Source organism: Actinosynnema sp. NPDC037264 (assembly GCF_055603705.1).
Window position 1 is genome coordinate 29,919 of record NZ_JBVJVK010000044.1, and the last position, 18,465, is coordinate 48,383.

Here is an 18,465-nt window from a genome sequence, read left to right on the forward strand (position 1 = left end):
TGTTAACCAGGGCAAGGAGGGGCGGGGTGCTGGCCCCCCCCCCCCCCCCCCCCCTCCCCCCCCCCCCCCCCCCCCCCGCCACCGCGATCAGGCCCGTCGCGACCGCCGCCCACAGCGGCAGCCGCGACGTGCCGGGATCCGCGTGCCTGCGCGTGGTTGTGTTCACACCAGGTGTTCGACGCCGACGACGTCGCGGATTGGCCTTCGCGGCCGGACTTCCTCAGACGAGTGGAAGGACCACCACGGTCGGCGTCGTGGGCCGGGGGGATCCGCCCCTCGGCTCCACGGTCAGCCCCACGGCCTCCCGGCCGGTGAAGCCGCTCGCCAGCAGGGGGTCGGCCTGCCCGTCGGACGACGTGAGCAGCCCGGCCGGCCGCGGCCCGTCGGCGCCGATCAACCACAGCTGGTAGGTGCGGTCCTCGGGCAGTCGCGGCAGGCCGTGGGCGAGGAAGAGCACTTCGCCGTGGGCGGAGGACGCCACCACGGTGCCCGTGCCGCCGCCCGTCACCTCACCGCGGACGAGCTTGGCGTCCGGCGCGGCCAGCAGGTCGGCCATCCGGCTGTGGTAGCCGTCGACCTGTTGCAGCGCTTGCAGGTCCCGTTCCAGGCGGCGGTTGGCGTCCGCGCCCTGGATCCCCAGCGTGACGGCGACCGCGATGCCCGCCGCGGCGGCGAGCGCGGCGGTCCGGCGCCACCACACGCCCGCGGCCCCCGGCGGCTCCGGTCCGATGGGGACGGTCTTCGCCCGGACGTCGGCCTCCGGCGGGAGTTGGCGGGTGTCGGCGATGGCGGTCATCACCCGGTCGCGCAGGTGCCGAGGAGGTTCGACGGTGGCCGCACCGGCCAGCAGCGCGGTGGTCTCGCGCAGTTCGGCGGTCTCCCGCACGCAGGCCGTGCAGTGCGCGAGGTGGTCGTCGAAGGCGCGGCGCTCGGTGTCGGAGACGGCGTCGAGCACGTAGGCGCCGATCAGCGCGTGGGTGTCGTCGGTCACCGGTTCACCCCCAGGCAGTCGCGCAGCCTGATCAGGCCGTCACGCATCCTCGTCTTGACCGTGCCCAGCGGGATGCCGAGCACGGAGGCCGTCTCCGGGTAGGTGTAGCCCCGGAAGTAGCCGAGCAGGATGGACTCCCGCTGCAAGTCGGTCAACGTCGCCAGGCACCTCCGCACCTGCCGCTGCTCGATGCGCGCGGCGACCTGCTCGCTGACCGCGTCGAACGGCGTCTCCACGTCACGGCGGGCGGCCACGTCCTCCCGCCGGGTCGCGGCCTGCGCGGAGCGGACCCGGTCCACCGCACGGCGGTGCGCCATCGTCATCACCCACGCCGACGCGCTGCCCCGCGCCGGGTCGTACCGGGCGGCGGTGCGCCACACCTCCACCAGCACCTCCTGGGTGACCTCCTCGGACTGCGCGTGGTCGCGCAGGATCCGCCGGACGAGGCTCAGCACCTTGCCCGCCAGCACGTCGTACAACCGCTCGAACGCCCTCTCGTCACCGCGCGCCACCAGGCACAGCAACTCCTCGGCCGAGGCGTCACCCGCCTCACCGACACCCGCCACCGCTCGGAGCTCGTGCTCACGCCCTGCCATCGCGTCCTTCCCGATCGACCGGTCCACGACAGGCATTCGTCGCCGACCGCCCTTCGGTTCGGTCCCGCTCACGTGAGGGCACGCTGTTATCGCTAACAATTACCGAACCGCCGACCCTGCAGCCTTGTCGGGCACGAACCGGGTGCGCTACGGTGCATCTGGGAGCGCTCCCAAACTCCCTCCCCCGGCACCTGGCGACGACCACCACGCACCCTGCTCGCAAGGAGACGAAGCATGGCTCTACGTGCGCAATGGAGATCCAGGTCGCTCTCGTTCCACCGCGGACTCGGCCCGGCGCCCTTCGCGACCGCCGATCAGCGCATCTAGGAACACCTCCGCTCGACCACTTCGGCGCTTGTCGACCGCCATCGACTCAGCATTGTTCCGCCTCGGTTTGTTAGCGATAACAAGGCGTTTTGCCTGGCAATCCGCGAGAGGAAGACCATGCGAGATCACCTTGCGACGACAAGGGGCGCGGTCCGCCGCCGGCGACGGCCACCGGTGTGGGTGGCGGTGCTGTCGGTGCTCGGCACCGTTGCCCTGACGCCCGTCGCGTCGGCCGCCACGGTCGACACCACCGCCTCGTACGTGCTGGTCAACCGCAACAGCGGCAAGGCGCTGGAGGTGTACGGACGCGCCACCGCCGACGGGGCCAGGATCTCCCAGGCCACCCGCAGCGACGGCGCCTGGCAGCAGTGGCAGTTCGTCGACTCCGGCGGTGGCTACTACCGCATCCGGTCGAAGCACAGCAACAAGGTCCTGACCTTCCTGTCCACCGCCGACCGCGCCGGACTGGTGCAGAGCACCGACCTCGACCGCTCCGGCCAGCGGTTCCGGTTGGCCGACTCCGCCGGCGGCCACGTGCGCCTGCTCAACCGGGCCAGTGGCAAGGCCGTGAGCGTGCTGGGCTCCTCCACCGCCGACGGCGCCCGGATCGTCCAGCTCCCCGACACCGGTGGCGCCGGCCAGCAGTGGCAACTGGTCAAGCTCGGCGTCGACACCACGCCGCCGACCGCGCCGGCCGACCCCCGCACCTCGAACCTGACGTGCACCGGGGTGACGTTCTCGTGGTCGGCGTCCGCGGACGACACCGCCGTGGCGTTCTACGACGTCTACCACGACGGACAGCTCATGACCTCGGTGCCGGGCACGGCGCTGTCGGCCGACCTCACCGTCGCACCGGGCGCCACCTGGGGCCTGTACGTCAACGCCCGCGACGCCGCGGGCAACGTGTCCCAGGCCAGTTCCACGGTCACCATCACCGTGCCGCAGTGCCAGGCCGACACCGAGCCACCGAGCACCCCCACCGACGTGACGGCGACCGCCGCGGGCACCACGGTCACCGTGCGGTGGACCCCGGCCACCGACAACATCGGCGTCGCCGGCTACGAGGTCCTGCGCGACGGCACGCAGGTCGGCTCGGTCAGCGGCGCGTCCACGACCTCCTTCACCGACAGCGGCCTGGCCGCGGAGACCCGCTACCAGTACCAGGTGCGGGCACGGGACGCGCAGGCCAACCGCTCGGCGGCGAGCACGGCGGTCGCGGTCACCACGGGCAGCGCGTGCGCCACGGCGCTGTGCTCGGTCACCCGGGTCACCACCGAGACCGACCTGCCCTGGGGCCTGACCACGCTGCCCGACGGGCAGGTGGTCTTCGGCCGCCGGGACGCCTTCGAGATCGTCCGGCTCGACCCCGCCACCGGCACGAAGACCAGCCTCGGGCGCGTGCCGGGCGCGGCGGGCACCGACGGCGAGGGCGGGGTCCTGGGCCTGGCCGTGGCCGCCGACTTCACGGCCGACCCGTGGCTCTACGTCATGCACACCACCTCGACCGACAACCGGGTGGTGCGCATCCGCTACACCGACGGCGCGCTCACGGGCACCCCGCAGGTGCTGCTCACCGGCATCCCGCGCAACAAGTACCACAACGGCGGCAGGCTGCGGTTCGGGCCGGACGGCAAGCTCTACATCGCCACCGGCGACGGCCAGAACGGCGACTGGGCCCAGGACCGCGCCAACCTCGCCGGCAAGGTCCTGCGGATCGACCCCGACGGCACCGTCCCCTCGGACAACCCCTTCGGCACCCCCGTGTGGAGCTACGGCCACCGCAACCCCCAAGGCCTGGCCTTCGACTCCCAGGGCAGGCTGTGGGAACAGGAGTTCGGCAACTCCGTCATGGACGAGACCAACCTGATCGTCCGCGGCGGCAACTACGGCTGGCCCACGTGCGAGGGCACCACGGGCGACTGCGACGAACCCGGCTTCATCGCGCCCAAGCACACCTACCCCGTCGCCGAGGCCTCGTGCAGCGGCATCGCCGTGGTCCGCGACGCCCTCTACATCGCCTGCCTGCGCGGAGCGCGGCTGTACCGAGCCGAGATCTCCGGTGACGACCTGACCAACGTCCAGCAGTACCTCAACGGCACCTACGGACGGCTGCGCACCGTGGAACCGTCCGCCGACGGTGGGCTCTGGCTGACCACCAGCAACCGCGGCGACAAGGACAGCATCGCCGGCAACAGCAACGAGAGCATCCTCAAGGTCCAACTCGGACGGTGAACCGGCCGCCGGGTCGGGGCGACCGTCCCGACCCGGCGCCTCCTCGATCCCGCGATCGACCGGGACCAGCCCCGTCCAGGAGACGAAGGAGTCGCCATGACGCACCGCACAGCATCACGCCACCGGCGCACGCGGACGCTCACGGCGGTGGCGATCGCCCTCGCCGGCGCCGTCGTGCCCGCCACCTCCGCCGACGCCGCGACGACCTCGCCGTGCACCCCGGGCGCGTCCTACGGCCCGCCGTTACCGACCCGTGCGGTGACGGCCCAGCTCATCCGGGGAGGGTTCAACTTCCTCGAAGGCCCGACGTGGGACCGGCGGACGGGCACCTTGCTGCTGTCGCACATGCAGCGCCCCACCGGCCCGCAGGGCGTGCAGCCGTCGTCGGTGCTCCGGCACACGCCACCGGCCACCTTCGAGACGTTCATCGCCGAGTCCGGCAGCAACGGCCTCGCGGTCTCGCCCGACGGCACGCGGTTGCTCGCCGCCACCCACGACAACCGCACGCTCTCCTCCTACAGCCTGACCGACCGCAGCCGCACGACCGTCGCGGCCAACCACCTCGGCCGCGCCTTCAACTCCCCCAACGACCTGACCACCGGCCCGGACGGCACCACGTACTTCACCGACCCGAACTACCAGCGCGCCAACCGCGCCGACGAGCAAGGCGGTCGAACCGCCGTCTTCCGCGTCCGCGACGGCGTGGTCGGCCTCGTCGACGACACGCTGCGACAGCCCAACGGCATCGTCCTGTCACCCGACGGCAAGACGCTCTACGTCGGGGCCACCGCCGACAACACGATCGTGAAGTACACCGTCAACCCCGACGGCACCACCGGCGGCCGCACGACGTTCGCGAGCATCCGCACGCCCGACGGCGCGACCGTCGACTGCGCGGGCAACCTGTACTGGGCGTCCTACGACGAGGGCCTCGTCCACGTCTTCTCCCCGTCGGGCGAACGGCTCGGCGCCATCTCCGCCGGCCGCAACAGCACCAACGCGGCGTTCGGCGGGCCGGACGGGCGGACGCTGTACATCACCTCCGGTGTCCCCGGCGGGTTCGGCCTCTACCAGACCTACCTCAACGTGCCCGGGAACCCGTACTGAACCCGAGCCTCACGGCCTCGCCGACGTGGCCCGCGCGACGTCGTTGTACCCGTGGTCGGCACGGGCGACCCGCAACGGCACGCCCGCCCGCACGTCGGCGAGCACCCCGGCCTCCATGGCGGCCACCCGCGTCACGGTGTCGACCACCTCGGCCACGAGGTCGGCCGGCACGACGACGACACCGCTGCCGTCGGCGGTGACGAGGTCGCCGGGGCGCACGGTGATCCGCTCCCCCTCGGCGCCGATGGTCACCGGCTCCTGGGTGGCCGCCATGCGCACGCGGTTCTTGCCGGAGCGCATGAACGCGCCGTGCGCCCACACCGAGTAGTCGAGCGCGCGGATGCCGTCGACGTCGCGGCAGTAGCCGTCGATCACGGTCCCGGCGACGCCCCGGGCCACCGCGACCTCGGTGAGGATGTCGCCCCACACCGTGCAGCGCGGGCCGTGGTTGGCGAGCACGACGACCGAGCCCGGTGGCACGTCGTCGACGTAGTCCGCGGCGGCGGCGCGCTCGCCCTCGGCCACCGGCTCGAAGGTGACGGTGAACGCGGGGCCGACGACCACGCCGGAGCCGGACTGGCGCGTGGGGCCCCACAGCGCGCCCGACACGCCCAGGACGTCCAGCGCGTCGCTGACCGCCGACGTGCCGAACGCCGCGAGCCCACGGCCGACGTCCGTCATGAGCCGTCGCCGATCACGTGCACGGCCAACTTCCGGCCTCCCTGGAAGATGTTGACCTTGGCGTGGCGGCTCGCCTTCGACCCGAAGCCGGCCACCTGGCCGCCGAGCAGGTACGTGTCCAAGCTGATCGGCATGGCCTGCACGTGATCCGAGCCGGCCTCCACCACGGGGTAGCCGGTGGGCGCCACCCGCCGCTGCACGAGGTGCCCCGCGCGCAGCCCGGCCGCGACGGCGTCGCGCCACGCGTCCGGAGCGCAGTCGTGGCCGATGGTCACGCCGTCGCCCCTGATGTCGTACGGCTGCTTGAGCACGAACTCGCGCGGGTCGGCGAGCAGCCGGTCGACCAGCGGGCCGCCGTCGTCGTCGACCGCGGCCGGGGTGAGCTTGCGCGACCACGGCAGCAGCTCGGCGACCAGTGCTCGTTCGTCGGCGGTGAACAGGTCGGCGAACTCGGGCTGCTGCACGAACGCCAGCGTCAGCTTGTTCTCCGCGACGTACCGCGCGCCGAACGGGTTCACGTGCACCATCGCGGTGTCCCGCACGGCGTGCGCCCACCGGTCGACGAAGGCCGGGTCGGCGCAGTGCGGCAGCCACGACACCGTGTTGACCTTGTTCCAGCACAGGTCGACGGCCTTGCCGTCGAACCGCACCCGGTCACCGTCGACCTCGATCGCGCGCGGGTCGGCGAGGAACGCGTCCACGCCGGCGGCCCGCAGGCACTCCACCAGCTCGACGCTCTCCGCGCTCGGGGCGCCCGCGCGCTGGAGGACCGCGATGTGCGACGGGTCGGCGCAGCGGCCCGCGTCCCGTTCGGCGGCGGCACGCGCGGCGGCTCGCAGCGCGTCGAGGAAGCGGTGCTCGCCGGTGTACGTCATCGCGCTCGGCGAGCTCGACCGGATCCGGGCGACCACGTCGTTGATCCGCGCGGTGAACAGGGTGCCCGCGGGCGAGTCGGCGTTGTTCTCCAGCACCCGCAGCCGTTCCGAGCCCGCCTCCAGGTAGCCGTCGAGCCGGCACACCCACGGCGCGTCGCCCACCGCGCGGTCGGCGTCGACCAGGAGGTCGGCGGCCGGGCCGAGCCGGTAGAAGTCGCGCACCTCCGGCCGCGCCCGGTACAGCGCGACGACCTTGCCGAGCAGGTCGACGTAGCGGGTCAGCAGCGGCGCGAGCCGTTCGGCCCGATCGGCGCGGACCAGCACCGGCACCGGCGAGAGCGGGAACTCCTTGTTCCGGAACACCGGTCCGGCGGCCACCGCGCGCTCGGTGGCCGTGCGGGTCTCCGCCGGGCGCGCCACCGCGTCGTGGGTGGCGAGCAGGGCGGCCGGCCAGTCGATCAGACCGGTGACGCTCACGACGGCCGACCCGGCAGGCCGAGGTCGACCCCGGTCGGCACGGCGGCGCCACGCGCCTGCGCGAAGTACGCGTCCACCAACGCCTTCGTGACCGGGCCGGACGGCCAGCCGCGCAGGGGCACGCCCGCGACCTCGCGCACCGGGCCGAACTCGATGCCCGTCCCGCACAGGAAGACCTCGTCGGCCGCGGTGAGCCGCTCCTCGGTGACCGCGTCCTCGACGGCCTCGTGGCCGAGCGCGGCCGCGGTCGCCAGCACCCACGCCCGCGTGACACCGGGCAGGACGTGGTCGGAGAGCCTGGGTGTGACGACGCGGTCGCCCTCGACGAGGAACACCGTGGCCGTCGGCGCCTCGCTGATCAACCCGTCGGCGGTGCGCAGCACGCACGAGTCGTAGCCGTCGCGCTTGGCCTGCGCGAGCGCGAGGCGCGGCCCGGCGTAGGCCGAGATGTTCTTGGCGGCGCTGGGGAACACCGCGTCCGAGGGCCGCTGCCACGCGCTGATCCCCAGCCGGATGCCCTCGTGCTCGGCCAGCCAGCGCTTGCGGCCCGACGGCGTGATCGTGACCGTCAACGCGGTCACGGCGGCCTGGCCGATGTCGCCGCCGTTGGCCGCGCTCGCCGCGACCCGGACGTAGCCGTCCGCGTCGATCCGCTGCGCGGCGACGAGCTCGTCGACGATCGCGGGCACGTCGGCCGCGCAACCCTCGTCGAGGCCCATGAGCCGGCACGAGTTGCGCAGCCGGTCGAGGTGCGGCCCGGGCAGCCAGGGCGCGACGCCACCGGAGTCCTGCCGGTAGAGCCGGATCCCCTCGAACACCGAGATGCCGTAGCGCAGCGCGATGCTGCCGACCGGCAGGGTCGCCTCGTCGCGCGGCACGAGCCGGCCCCGGTGGTGGGCAAGCGGCCAGACCGCGTGGCCGTCGGCGGCGAGGGACGTCATGCGGTGTAGCGGAACACCGGCTCCGCCGGGTCGTACGCCGTCCGCAGGATCATGTCGAAGTGGCGGTGCCGCAGTTCGAGCGCGGCGGCCAGCGCGGCGATCGCGTCGCGCCGCAGCTCGGGGGTGTCGCAGTAGCGGCGGAGCAGCTCGCGCGCGGCGGCGGCGTGCTCGTCCTCCAGCTCGCTGACCGCGTCGTCGCCCTCGTCGGCCGAGGCGTGGTGCACGAAGAACTCGTACCCCTTCGCCGGCAGGCCGTAGACGTCGCGCATCACCGAGAGCATGCTCTTGCCGCCCTGGTCCACGATCGGCGGCTGGCCCTCCATCAGCAGCAGCACCGACGCGACGCCCTGGGTGAAGTGGGTCTCGGTGTTGCAGACCCGCACGTTGTGCTCGACGACCGCCGCGGTCTCCGGCACGACCGGCGCGTCGGCGAGCTCGTCGGCGGTGACCCCGACGGCCGCGCCGAAGTCGGCGAACGTGTCCAGGTGGCGGCCGGAGCCCGACAGCCTGCCGGTCTCCTCCTCGTAGATGTTCTCCACGAGCAGGACGCGCAGCCGGTGGTCCTCGATCCGCGAGGCGATGCCCAGGATGTTGCGGGTCCAGAAGCTCTTGATCGGCCAGCGGTGCAGCACGAAGTCGTGCAGCAACCGCCGGGTGGCCTTGCCGGCGAGGATCGTCTGGTAGAGCCCGCTGGTCATCTTCTTGCGCTCGTCGATCATCCGGTCGAGCTCGAGGACGAAGTCACTCATCGGCACCTCCGTGGTCGTTGGCGGGTTCGGCCGGCGGTCGCCCCCGACCGGTCAGCGTCAGGATCGTCGCGTCGAGCCCGTGGGCCGCGACCAGGTCGGAGAAGTGGGCCGCGCCGTCCAGGTTCACGTCGAGCAGCCCGCTGACCACGGTCTTCGAGCCGCCGTCGGCGATCATCCGCAACTGGGTGGCCAGCGTGGTGCGGTCCGCGGCGATCGGGTCGAGCCGCAGCTCCGCGCCGTGCCGCACGATCAGGTGCGCGACGATGACCTCCAGCCGCAGGTTGCCGCCGCCCTTGCCGATGCCCGCGATCGACGCGTCCACCGCGGTCGCGCCCGCCGCCATCGCGGTGGTCGTGTTGACGAACGCCAGCCCGAGGTTGTCGTGCGCGTGGAAGCCCACCGGCACGGGGCTCGCGCCGACCGCCGCGCCCACCCGCTCGGCCACCGAGCCGGGTTCGAGGCTGCCGTTGGAGTCGGCGAGGTAGACGACCTGCGCGCCCGCGTTCGCGCAGTCCTCGACCGCCACGGCGAGCCGCTGGGGGTCGCGCTCGCTGACCCGCGTCAGGTTCATCGCCACGTCCAGACCCGCCGCGCGGGCGGCGGCCACGTACGGCTCGGCCGCCTCGACCGAACCGCCCGTGACGAGCACCCGGACCATGGCGACGCCCCGGTCGGGCAGCTCGGCGATGCGTTCGAGCGGCGCTTCGCCGGGGCGCACCATCACGACGAGCTCCGGTCGCCCGGCCACGGCCGCGAGCGCGTCCAGGTAGGCGGGCGGACAGCTGGCCGTCGGCCGTCCCGGGTCGTGCGCCTGCCGCAGGTAGCCGATTTCCGCGTACGGCACGCCGGCGGCCCCGACGGCGCGCACGATCGACTCGGCTTCGCGGGTGGTCCAACCGTGGTCGTTGAAATAGCCGCCGTCACGCAAGGTCACATCGAGGAGAATGGGCGTCGAATTCACGTTCACCGCGCGGTGCGGCCGGGTGAAAAAGCTTCGGCTGCGCAGAGCACAATCAACCGCCCTTTCGGCCCATCGCCATGGTGGATGACTTCAGCCTAACCGGCCGTCACCTCACGTGGCAACCTTCGGCCACGCACCTCCGGGCATTGACCCGATTGTCGTACCGATTCGACGTCCGGCCGCCGAAAACTCCCTGACCAGCGAATATGGATTAGGACCACGGTCGCCCGCGCAACCGCGCCGGGCCCACCCCGGCCCGACCGATCCGGGCCGACCCGAACCCCGTCAGCCGATTACCGGGGTCGCGCTCCCGGGATGCGGCACTGGTTCACGCCGGCCGCGTGCGCCCTTCGGCGTCACCCCGCTGAGCAATACGGCCGCGACGGCCGCCCATTCCCTTCGACCACCCACAGGATCCCCCTGTTCGAGTTCCGACAGCCCGACGTTAGGCCCTCGATGCGGGCCCGCGGCCCGTTCGCCCTGTTCGGGTCTGTTCCGAACGGGCGGACGGCGGCGGACGCGTTCGGCAACACTCGACCTGACCGCAATTCGGCGGGAACGCGGCGCGAGCGGCGCATTGTGACGTGGCGATCTGGGGAAGTTCTGGGATCCGCCTTGTCGACGGCGGTCGGAGTCGGTAGGCCGGTGTCAGGAGGGGGGACTTCGGGTGGCGGTGTCGTTCGAGTTGCTCGGCGAAGTGCGGATGCTCGTCGACGGAGTCGCGGTCGGCCTCGGGCACGCCCGCCAGCGGTGCGTGCTGGCGGCCCTGCTGGTGGACCCCAACCGGGTCCAGTCACCCGAGTCGATCGCGGCGAAGGTCTGGGCCGACCGCGCTCCCCGGCAGGCGCGCACCACGCTCCACGGCTACGTGTACCGGTTGCGGCAGGCGCTGGGCGGTGTTCCCGGCCTGGTGATCGACCGGACGTCCGCCGGCTACGTGCTCCCCGTCGACCCGGACAGCGTCGACCTCCACCGGTTCCGAAGGCTGGTCGAGCGGTCGCGCTCCGGCGCTGACGCCGAGGCGTTCGCCCTGGTCGAGGAGGCGCTCGGGCTGTGGCGGGGCGAGGCGCTCGGCGGGCTCGACGGCAGCTGGGCCGACGCGGTGCGGCAGGGCCTCGACCGCGAGCGGTGGTCGGCGACGGCCCACCGCAACGACCTCGCGCTGCGGCTGGGACGGCACGAGTCGCTGGTGGCCGAGCTGTCCACGCTGGTGACCCGCGACCCGCTCGACGAACGGCTGGCCGCGCAGTTCATCCTGGCGCTGCACCAGTCCGGCAGGCAGGCCGAGGCGATGGCGCACTACCAGGTCGTCCGACGGGCGCTGTCCGACGAGCTCGGCGCCGACCCCGGTGTCCGGCTGCGCGAGCTGTACCAGCAGATGCTGGTCGGCGAGGTGGCCGCACCCGTGACCGGACGACCGCCCGTGCCGCGGCAGCTGCCGGCCCCGCCACGGCTGTTCGTGGGCCGCGACGACGAGTTGACGTCGATGGACAAGGCGTTGGCGCAACCGGGAGAACCACTCGCGGTCGTCGGGCCGGGCGGCTCCGGGAAGACCGCGTTGGCGTTGCACTGGGCGCACCGGGAGCTGGACCGCTTCCCCGACGGGCAGCTGTACGCCGACCTGCGCGGGTTCGACCCGACGGGCCCGCCGGCGTCGACCTCCGCGATCCTGCTCGGCTTCCTGGACGCGCTCGGCGCCGATTCGCCTCCCGCCGACGTGGACGCCCAGGCCGCGCTGTACCGGAGCCTGGTCGCGGGCCGGCGCCTGCTGGTGGTGCTGGACAACTCGCGTGACAGCGACCAGGTGCTCCCCCTGCTGCCCGGCGGCACCACGTGCACGACGCTGATCACCAGCAGGCACCGCCTGAGCGCCCTCGCCGCCTCGCGGGCTGTGCCGACGCTCGCGCTCGACGTCCTGCCCGACGATGTCGCGCACGCGTTGTTGGCGGGCTACCTGTCGCCGCAACGGATGTCGGCCGAGCCGGAGGCCGTCGCGACCCTGTTGCGGCACTGCGCGGGACTTCCGCTGGCCGTCGGCATCGTGGCCGCGCGTGCCGCCGCGCACCCCGACTTCCCGCTCGCCGCGCTCGCCGACGAGCTGGGCCGGGCCGACGGGCTCGACGGGCTGGACACCGCGGAGTTGAGCACCAGCCTGCGGGCGGTGTTCGCCGCGTCGTTGCGGGCGCTGCCGGCGGACGCGGTGAGGCTGTTCGCGCTGCTCGGCATCGCGCCCGGCCCGGACATCGGCCTGCCGGCGGTGGCCGCGCTCGCCGACGCGCCGGTGACGCGCGTTCGGTCGTCGCTGGAGAAGCTCGAAGCCGGTCACCTGGTGCGGCAGCACGTGCCGGGGCGCTACCGGATGCACGACCTGGTGCGGCTGTACGCCGCCGAACGGGCGCACGGCGAGGAGGCGGCGCTCGCGCGGGTGATCGCCTACTACGTCGGGTCGGGCCTGGCCGCCGAGCGGGTCCTCTACCCGCACGACACACCGGCCGCCGTGTCCTCCGACCAGCCCGGACCGGCCGACGACGGCGCCGCCCTGGCCTGGCTGGCCACCGAGTACGTGTGCGTGACCGCCGCTCAGGAGGCCGCCGCACGGGTCGGCGACCACCCCGCGGTGTGGCGGCTGGCCTGGGCCCTGGACACCTTCCAGCGCCGCCAGGGTCACCTCCACCACGACCAGATCACCGTGTGGCGGGCCGGGCTGGCAGCCGCGGACGCCGCCGACGACCTCGACGCCCGCGCACTGGCGTCGTGGCGGCTGGGAGCCGCCCTCGCCCGTGCCGGCGACATCGACGAGGCGTCCGCGCACCTGGACCGCGCCCTGCTCCTCAGCCGGGAAGCGGACGATCTCTCCGGCGAGGCCGCCGTGCACCAGTCGCTGGCGTGGGTCCGGGAGACCCAGGGCGACGACCGCCGAGCCCTGCGCCACGCGGTGAGCGCCCTCGACATCCTGAGCACCTTGGACCGCCCGATCCGCCAGGCCCACGCCCTCAACCAGGCGGGCTGGTACGCGGCCCGGCTGGACGACCTCGACCGGGCCCGCCGCTACTGCGAGGCCGCCCTGGCCCTGGCCCGCGCGCACGCCGACCGCGACGCGGAGGCGCGGACGTTGGACAGCCTGGGCTACATCGCGCACCGCGCCGGTCACCACGACGAGGCCGTGGCGCACTACGAGCTGGCCCTCGCGCGCTTCGAGGACGTGGGCGCGACCTACGACTACGCCGACACCGTCGAACGGCTGTCCGACGCCCACGCGGCCGGAGGTCGCCGGGACGAGGCCCGCGAGCACCGGCTCAAGGCGCTGACCCTGTTCCTGCACCAGCGCCGCACCGCCGACGCCGATCGCGTGACGCTGACCATCGAGGACGCCACGTGAGCCGAGGTGGCGCGGCCGGGCGTGGTGAGCGAGCAGGCGTCCGGCGTGACGTCGCCCGAGCGGGTCCGGCCGTCAGCTGTCGGGCAGCTTGATCGACAGGGCGTGGTGGAACACGTCACGCGGGTCCCAGCGCGCCTTGACCTCTTGGAGCCTGCGGTAGTTGTCCTTGTAGTACAAGGCGTGCCACGGGACGCCGGACGTGTTCCACGTCGGGTCGGCGGTGTCGATGTCCGGGTAGTTGATGTACGAGCCGTCGTTCACGCCGTTCGGCACCGGCACGCCTCCGGTGTCCTGGTACATCTCGCGGTACCAGCGCCGGATCCAGTCCATGCTCGCCCGCTCGCGGTCCGGGTCGGTCCAGGTGGCGATGTAGACCGCTTTCATGATGCTGTCCCGCTGGGGCACGGCGGTCGCGTCCGGCGCCACGGTGTTGACCTGGCCGCCGTAGGACACCAACAGCAGCAACGCGCGCTCGTTGTCGTGGTCGGTGCTGGTGAGGTAGGTGTACGCGGTCCTGATCTGCTGGTCGGTGAACCGCTTGCGCAGGTAGGCCGCTTTCGCCTTGAACATCCCGGACTCGTCGGCCTGGCTCAGCGACCCGGCCTCCACCGCCGCCAACCACGGCAGCCGGTGGGGTGGCTGCAACGTGATCGTGCCCGGGACGCCCTCGGTGACCTCCGCCAGGTAGTCGTCCAGCAGCTGGTCGGCGTCGGGCCGGCTTCCGTCCACTGTGGCCACCAGGGCGATCGCACCGGGGTCGGCGCCGGTGTTGCGCCGGCTGACCAGCATCGGGCTGAACAGGCTGGCGTAGCGGGAGCCGGGCGCGCTGTTGCGCTCGTGCCACTCGCCGTAGTTGCGCAGCAGCCGGTGGAACGACTCCTCGGTGACGTCCCGCCAGCTCCACCCGATCGTCGCGCCGAGCGTCACGGCGGGTGGCTTCGGCAGCAGGCGGGTGGGATCGTCGCCGGTGGCGCCGGGCGTGCGCATCCAGTACCGGGTGACCACGCCGAAGTTCCCGCCACCGCCCCCGGTGTGCGCCCACCACAGGTCCCGGTTCGCGTCGCCCGGCTCGCGGGTCGCGACCACCGCCCGTGCCCGTCCGGAACGGTCCACCACGACGACTTCCACGGCGTGCAGGTAGTCCACCACCGAACCGAACTGCCGGGACAGCGCGCCGTACCCGCCGCCCTGGATGTGCCCGCCGGCGGCCACACCGCCGCACTGGCCGCCGGGGATCGTGACGCCCCAGCCGAGGTAGAGCCGCTCGAACACCTCCCAGAGGCTCGCGCCCGGCTCGATCGCGAACGCGTTGCGGCGCCGGTCGAACCCGACCTGCCGCATCGCGGACAGGTCGATGACCACCTCCGCGCCGTCGCCCACGAAGTTCTCGTAGCAGTGCCCGCCACTGCGGACGGTGACCCGCTTGCCCGCGCGCACGGCGTCGTCCACCGCGCGCACGACCTGCTCGGTCGTGGTGGGCAGCCGGAAGTACCGCGGCCGGGGGAAGAACCGCTCGCTCGTCCGGCGCAGCACGAGGTCCTCGTAGCGGGGGTCACCCGGCAGGATCGCGGCCGACTCGAGCCCGCTCCCCTCCGCCGCCACGTCCGCGGTAGCCGGACTCCCGATCAGCGCCGCACCTCCCAGAGCCGCGGTGCCGGTGATGAACCCACGACGGGTAGGACCAGACATCCTCGTCCAATCTGTTCGTTGGTGTGCCGGGGAAAACGCTAGGAGCGGCCGGTCGGCGAGACCACCTGCAGAGGCCGACTGTCAGGGAACCAGCAGGAAACCGTCAGGTTCGCGCACCGGCGGTGCGCCGCGCGGACCCGGCAGGATGGTGTGATGGAGGACGTGGATCGCATCCTGGTGGTGGACGACGACCCGGGCCTGCGGGAGCTGTTGCTGTCGGCGCTGCGGTTCTCGGGGTTCGAGGTCGAGGCGGTCGGCGACGTGCCCGCCGCGCTGGCCGCGATCGGGGCGCGCACGCCCGACGCGATCGTGCTGGACGTGATGCTGCCCGGCACGAACGGCTTCGACCTGCTGCACCTGCTGCGCTCGCGGGAGGTCCACGTGCCGGTGATGTTCCTGACCGCGCGCGACGAGGTGGACGACCGGGTGCGCGGGCTGCGCCTCGGCGGCGACGACTACCTCACCAAGCCGTTCCACGTGGTGGAGGTCGCCGCACGGCTGGAGGCGCTGCTGCGGCGTGCCCGCCGCGTGCCGCCGGTGGTGCCGGAGGGCGTGTGGCGCTGCGACGACCTGGAGCTGGACGAGGTGCGGCACGTGGTGACCAGGGGCGGGCAGCCGGTCGAGCTCTCCCCCACCGAGTTCCGGCTGCTGCGCTACCTGTTGATCAACTCCGGGCGGGTGGTCTCCAAGGCGGACATCCTGGACCACGTCTGGCAGTACGACTTCGGCGGCAACGCGAGCGTGGTCGAGCGGTTCATCTCCAACCTGCGCCGCAAGATCGACTTCGGCGGGCCGTCGCTGATCCGCAGCGTGCGGGGGTTCGGGTACAGCCTGCGGCCGGTGCGGCCGTGAAGCGGCCGTCCCGGTGGCGGCGCGCCCTCGTCCTGCTGCTCGCCGGTCCGGAAGCCGCGGTCGCCGTGGCGGTCAAGCAGGCGTTCGACGCCCAGCGGCGCGCCCAGGACCGGCTGCGCAGCTTCGTCGACGACGCGGGCCACGAGCTGCGCACGCCGCTGGCGACCGTGCAGGGCTGGATCGACCTGTACGTCCAGGGCGCGCTGACCGACCCCGACCAGCTCGACCACGCCATGGCGCGGATGCAGGCGGAGGTGGGCCGGATGCGGCTGCTGGTCGACGAACTGGCGCTGCTGGCCCACCTCGACGCGGCCCTTCCGCTCGACCGCGAGCCGGTGGACGTGGTGGCCCTGGCGGGCGAGGTGGTGGGTGACGCGCGGGTCGTCTGCCCCGACCGGGTCATCACCCTGCGCGGGGCGGCGGAGGCGGTCGTGCGCGGGGACGGCGCGCGCATCCAGCAGGTGCTGCACAACCTCGTCGGCAACGCGGTGCAGCACACCCCGCCCGGCACACCGGTCACGGTCACCGTCAGCTCGCACGACGCGGACGTCGTGATCGCGGTACGTGACGAGGGCGACGGGATCGGGCCGGAGCACCTGGCGCACGTCTTCGAGCGCTTCTACCGCGCCGACCCCGGCCGCAGCCGGGCCGGCGGCGCCTCGTCGGGCCTGGGCCTGGCCATCGTCGAGGCGATCGTGACCGCGCACGGCGGCACGGTCGGCGTCACCTCGGCGCCCGGGCAGGGCACCACCGTCCGGGTCACGTTCCCCCTCGACCGCGCTACGTGACCGGACGCCGCCTCGTCAGGAGCTCTGCTCGTCCGAAGAGGACGACATGTCCTCCAGGTTCCCCAGTGCGGCGGCGGAGAGCTGGTTCTGCCCGGCCAACGCCGTGTTGTAGACCTGCGCCCCGTGCTCCTGGGCCAGCGGGAACAACTCCCTGAACCGCTGCCACCCGCCACCGGTCGCCCCCACCTCGTCCAGGGCGCTGCACGCGGCCTTGACAGCACCCGGCGTCCTGGCGTTCTCGGATTCGCGGATGAGCCCGTAGAGCACGGCGGCGGCGCGCTTCTCCGTCGCGGTCATGGCGGCGAGGACGGCCTGGTCCAGCGCCCGGCCGCGCAGGGCTTCCGCGACGAGCGGCAGGTGCTGCTGCTGGAGCTGGGCGAACACCTCGACGTAGAACGTCCCGACGGACGAGGACCGCGGGTGCTGCCGGTTGTTGGACGTGATGTACCCCTGGTGCCCGTACCCCGATTGCACCGTGTAGTTCCCGAACGGGCTGGTCCCCTGGCCGGGCTCGACGCGCGACGCCTGCCCGCGCTCCACCTCCCGCTGGTTCGCCCTCCGCAACCGGCTCAACCCGTCCATCGGCTTGTCCTCCAGCGGGCCCTGCCCCGTGCCGCCCTCGGACGTGCGCTGGACGGCCACCGGCTCGAGCGCCGCCGCGACGGCCGCGTTCCCGACGGTGCGCTGCAGGGCGAGCACCGCGTTCGGCGTCATCGGCCGCCCCCCGGCAGGCGGGGCGTCGGCAGTGCTCGGCGGGTGCACGTGCCCGGCGTGCGCGTCCTCCCGTTCCGGAGGCCGAACGTGCTTGCGCATCCACATCACCTCGTTTCGTCAGGGCCGGCAGCGGCGCACCGACAGCGGGTCAGCCGTTGTCCCACGCTCCGGGAGCACGGGGGTCCTCGGCAACGGTCGCAAGGGCAAGCCACGGGCAGACCCGCTGCCCGTGCCGCCAGACGGCCGGGAGCAGTGGCCCGGTCGGCGAGGACCTGGGACGATCGAGGCATGCGACCCGCCACCACCTCCGGAGCCGTCACCGCGAGCCGTCGCCGAGGCGTGCAACTGGTCACCGGCACCGCCGTCGTGGGCGGCTTGTGGTCCGCGGCCGCCCCGTGGTGGGCGTGGGCCGTCCTGCTGTCGTGTCTGCTGCTGCTGGCCACCGGCTTGCGCCGGATGAGCCCGACGGAGCTCCTGACCAAGTGCAGCGGCTAACGGCCGGCTGCACGTGATCGATCGCCGGCCGCCGGGAACCCCCCGCTCGGGAGGTCGCTGACCGGACCGGTCGACGGCGTCCTCAGACCGGCGGGAACTCTATTCGATCTCGATCAAGTCGATGCCGTACCCACGCCGCACGCTCTCCACAAAACGCCTCGATCCACCGTTCACCATGCCCCGAGCCCACCAGAATTCCTTCGGAATCCCAGGGAAAACGTCCGCCGTCAGAAGTGCGCGAAATCGTGAATCGATCCTCTCCACACGCGCGCGCAGACGGGACATTTCAGGGTGGATCTGCAACTCGACAGAAGCAAGGGCCCGCTCCAAGGCATCCCTCGAGGTGAGATCGTTGAAGTAATCTTCAGCGTCGTGCGGGTAACCCCGCACGCACTCGTCGACGAACCTCGACCACCGCCCCAGGAGCGCGTCCGGAGCAGTGTCCCGCCACCGTCCCGACGCCTTGACGAAGCTGGAGAATTCCTCGTCGAATGCGGCAACACCCGAGTTCATCGGGCCGTCTCCCTCGAGATCGACAGCCGGGTCACGACCAGCACGTGCCCGCCGGCACCACGGCCACCACGACCGAGTTCGACCCCTTCCGCACCCGG

Annotated in this window: 16 protein-coding genes; 6 read left to right on the forward strand and 10 right to left on the reverse strand. The window is 73.0% G+C overall.

Going from position 1 to position 18,465, the window contains the following annotated elements; translation table 11 throughout:
- Positions 1–220: 220 nt before the first annotated feature.
- Complete coding sequence (locus ACZ7GX_RS33370) at positions 221–991, reverse strand: anti-sigma factor (RefSeq protein WP_498782603.1); 771 nt, start codon at positions 989–991, stop codon at positions 221–223.
- The gene (sigK, locus tag ACZ7GX_RS33375; RefSeq protein WP_498782605.1) at positions 988–1,587 is read right to left on the reverse strand and encodes an ECF RNA polymerase sigma factor SigK; all 600 of its coding nucleotides are present in this window, start codon (positions 1,585–1,587) and stop codon (positions 988–990) included. Before sigK ends, ACZ7GX_RS33370 begins: the two co-directional genes overlap by 4 nt.
- Positions 1,588–2,031: 444 nt before the next feature.
- On the opposite strand from sigK, the gene ACZ7GX_RS33380 reads away from it, so the two are divergent.
- A complete protein-coding gene (locus ACZ7GX_RS33380) occupies positions 2,032–4,146 on the forward strand; it encodes a PQQ-dependent sugar dehydrogenase (protein ID WP_498782607.1) in 2,115 nt (704 codons plus the stop codon).
- Between the two features lie 96 nt (positions 4,147–4,242).
- Positions 4,243–5,253 (forward strand): SMP-30/gluconolactonase/LRE family protein, encoded by a 1,011-nt coding sequence (locus tag ACZ7GX_RS33385; protein ID WP_498782609.1) that lies wholly within the window; start codon positions 4,243–4,245, stop codon positions 5,251–5,253.
- 9 nt (positions 5,254–5,262) lie between these two features.
- Here ACZ7GX_RS33385 and ACZ7GX_RS33390 read toward each other — a convergent pair whose 3' ends face one another.
- The 5 genes from ACZ7GX_RS33390 to ACZ7GX_RS33410 are packed head-to-tail and all read right to left on the reverse strand — an operon-like array spanning position 5,263 to position 9,910.
- On the reverse strand, positions 5,263–5,934 hold the full coding sequence (locus tag ACZ7GX_RS33390; protein WP_498782611.1) for an RraA family protein: 672 nt from the start codon (positions 5,932–5,934) through the stop codon (positions 5,263–5,265).
- Positions 5,931–7,286: a hypothetical protein gene (locus ACZ7GX_RS33395; RefSeq protein ID WP_498782613.1), complete on the reverse strand. Its 1,356-nt coding sequence runs from the start codon at positions 7,284–7,286 to the stop codon at positions 5,931–5,933. Before ACZ7GX_RS33395 ends, ACZ7GX_RS33390 begins: the two co-directional genes overlap by 4 nt.
- Positions 7,283–8,227, reverse strand: coding sequence for an aminotransferase class IV (locus ACZ7GX_RS33400; protein WP_498782615.1), 945 nt, complete (start codon positions 8,225–8,227; stop codon positions 7,283–7,285). The genes ACZ7GX_RS33395 and ACZ7GX_RS33400 overlap by 4 nt, the downstream gene beginning before the upstream one ends.
- Complete coding sequence (locus tag ACZ7GX_RS33405; RefSeq protein WP_498782617.1) at positions 8,224–8,976, reverse strand: iron-containing redox enzyme family protein; 753 nt, start codon at positions 8,974–8,976, stop codon at positions 8,224–8,226. The genes ACZ7GX_RS33400 and ACZ7GX_RS33405 overlap by 4 nt, the downstream gene beginning before the upstream one ends.
- The gene (locus tag ACZ7GX_RS33410; protein ID WP_498782619.1) at positions 8,969–9,910 is read right to left on the reverse strand and encodes a hydroxymethylglutaryl-CoA lyase-like TIM-barrel protein; all 942 of its coding nucleotides are present in this window, start codon (positions 9,908–9,910) and stop codon (positions 8,969–8,971) included. Before ACZ7GX_RS33410 ends, ACZ7GX_RS33405 begins: the two co-directional genes overlap by 8 nt.
- Before the next feature lie 694 nt (positions 9,911–10,604).
- Here ACZ7GX_RS33410 and ACZ7GX_RS33415 point away from each other — a divergent pair.
- The gene (locus tag ACZ7GX_RS33415) at positions 10,605–13,316 is read left to right on the forward strand and encodes an AfsR/SARP family transcriptional regulator (protein ID WP_498782621.1); all 2,712 of its coding nucleotides are present in this window, start codon (positions 10,605–10,607) and stop codon (positions 13,314–13,316) included.
- Positions 13,317–13,388: 72 nt separating this feature from the next.
- On the opposite strand, the gene ACZ7GX_RS33420 is transcribed toward ACZ7GX_RS33415, so the two are convergent.
- A complete protein-coding gene (locus ACZ7GX_RS33420; RefSeq protein WP_498782623.1) occupies positions 13,389–15,005 on the reverse strand; it encodes an FAD-binding oxidoreductase in 1,617 nt (538 codons plus the stop codon).
- Between the two features lie 153 nt (positions 15,006–15,158).
- Between ACZ7GX_RS33420 and ACZ7GX_RS33425 the strand changes: the two genes are divergently transcribed.
- Together ACZ7GX_RS33425 and ACZ7GX_RS33430 are read left to right on the forward strand one after the other, a co-directional pair.
- Positions 15,159–15,857, forward strand: coding sequence for a response regulator transcription factor (locus ACZ7GX_RS33425; protein ID WP_498782625.1), 699 nt, complete (start codon positions 15,159–15,161; stop codon positions 15,855–15,857).
- On the forward strand, positions 15,854–16,645 hold the full coding sequence (locus tag ACZ7GX_RS33430; protein WP_498782627.1) for a sensor histidine kinase: 792 nt from the start codon (positions 15,854–15,856) through the stop codon (positions 16,643–16,645). Before ACZ7GX_RS33425 ends, ACZ7GX_RS33430 begins: the two co-directional genes overlap by 4 nt.
- 15 nt (positions 16,646–16,660) lie before the next feature.
- On the opposite strand, the gene ACZ7GX_RS33435 is transcribed toward ACZ7GX_RS33430, so the two are convergent.
- Positions 16,661–17,458 (reverse strand): hypothetical protein, encoded by a 798-nt coding sequence (locus ACZ7GX_RS33435; RefSeq protein ID WP_498782629.1) that lies wholly within the window; start codon positions 17,456–17,458, stop codon positions 16,661–16,663.
- Positions 17,459–17,647: 189 nt separating this feature from the next.
- Here ACZ7GX_RS33435 and ACZ7GX_RS33440 point away from each other — a divergent pair, with 189 nt between their 5' ends.
- The gene (locus ACZ7GX_RS33440; protein ID WP_498782631.1) at positions 17,648–17,854 is read left to right on the forward strand and encodes a hypothetical protein; all 207 of its coding nucleotides are present in this window, start codon (positions 17,648–17,650) and stop codon (positions 17,852–17,854) included.
- Positions 17,855–17,953: 99 nt separating this feature from the next.
- Here the strand turns inward: ACZ7GX_RS33440 and ACZ7GX_RS33445 are convergent, their stop codons facing one another.
- Positions 17,954–18,367 carry a hypothetical protein gene (locus tag ACZ7GX_RS33445; RefSeq protein WP_498782633.1) on the reverse strand — a complete coding sequence of 138 codons (414 nt, stop codon included), beginning with the start codon at positions 18,365–18,367 and terminating at the stop codon, positions 17,954–17,956.
- Between the last annotated feature and the right edge of the window lie 98 nt (positions 18,368–18,465).

Bases quoted from the DNA above. Each gene is read 5' to 3' on its own strand.
- ACZ7GX_RS33435 (WP_498782629.1), bottom strand. From the start codon at position 17,458: ATGCGCAAGCACGTTCGGCCTCCGGAACGGGAGGACGCGCACGCCGGG.
- ACZ7GX_RS33385 (WP_498782609.1), top strand. From the start codon at position 4,243: ATGACGCACCGCACAGCATCACGCCACCGGCGCACGCGGACGCTCACG.
- ACZ7GX_RS33380 (WP_498782607.1), top strand. From the start codon at position 2,032: ATGCGAGATCACCTTGCGACGACAAGGGGCGCGGTCCGCCGCCGGCGA.
- sigK (WP_498782605.1), bottom strand. From the start codon at position 1,587: ATGGCAGGGCGTGAGCACGAGCTCCGAGCGGTGGCGGGTGTCGGTGAG.
- ACZ7GX_RS33440 (WP_498782631.1), top strand. From the start codon at position 17,648: ATGCGACCCGCCACCACCTCCGGAGCCGTCACCGCGAGCCGTCGCCGA.
- ACZ7GX_RS33400 (WP_498782615.1), bottom strand. From the start codon at position 8,227: ATGACGTCCCTCGCCGCCGACGGCCACGCGGTCTGGCCGCTTGCCCAC.
- ACZ7GX_RS33425 (WP_498782625.1), top strand. From the start codon at position 15,159: ATGGAGGACGTGGATCGCATCCTGGTGGTGGACGACGACCCGGGCCTG.
- ACZ7GX_RS33390 (WP_498782611.1), bottom strand. From the start codon at position 5,934: ATGACGGACGTCGGCCGTGGGCTCGCGGCGTTCGGCACGTCGGCGGTC.
- ACZ7GX_RS33445 (WP_498782633.1), bottom strand. From the start codon at position 18,367: ATGAACTCGGGTGTTGCCGCATTCGACGAGGAATTCTCCAGCTTCGTC.
- ACZ7GX_RS33405 (WP_498782617.1), bottom strand. From the start codon at position 8,976: ATGAGTGACTTCGTCCTCGAGCTCGACCGGATGATCGACGAGCGCAAG.
- ACZ7GX_RS33420 (WP_498782623.1), bottom strand. From the start codon at position 15,005: ATGTCTGGTCCTACCCGTCGTGGGTTCATCACCGGCACCGCGGCTCTG.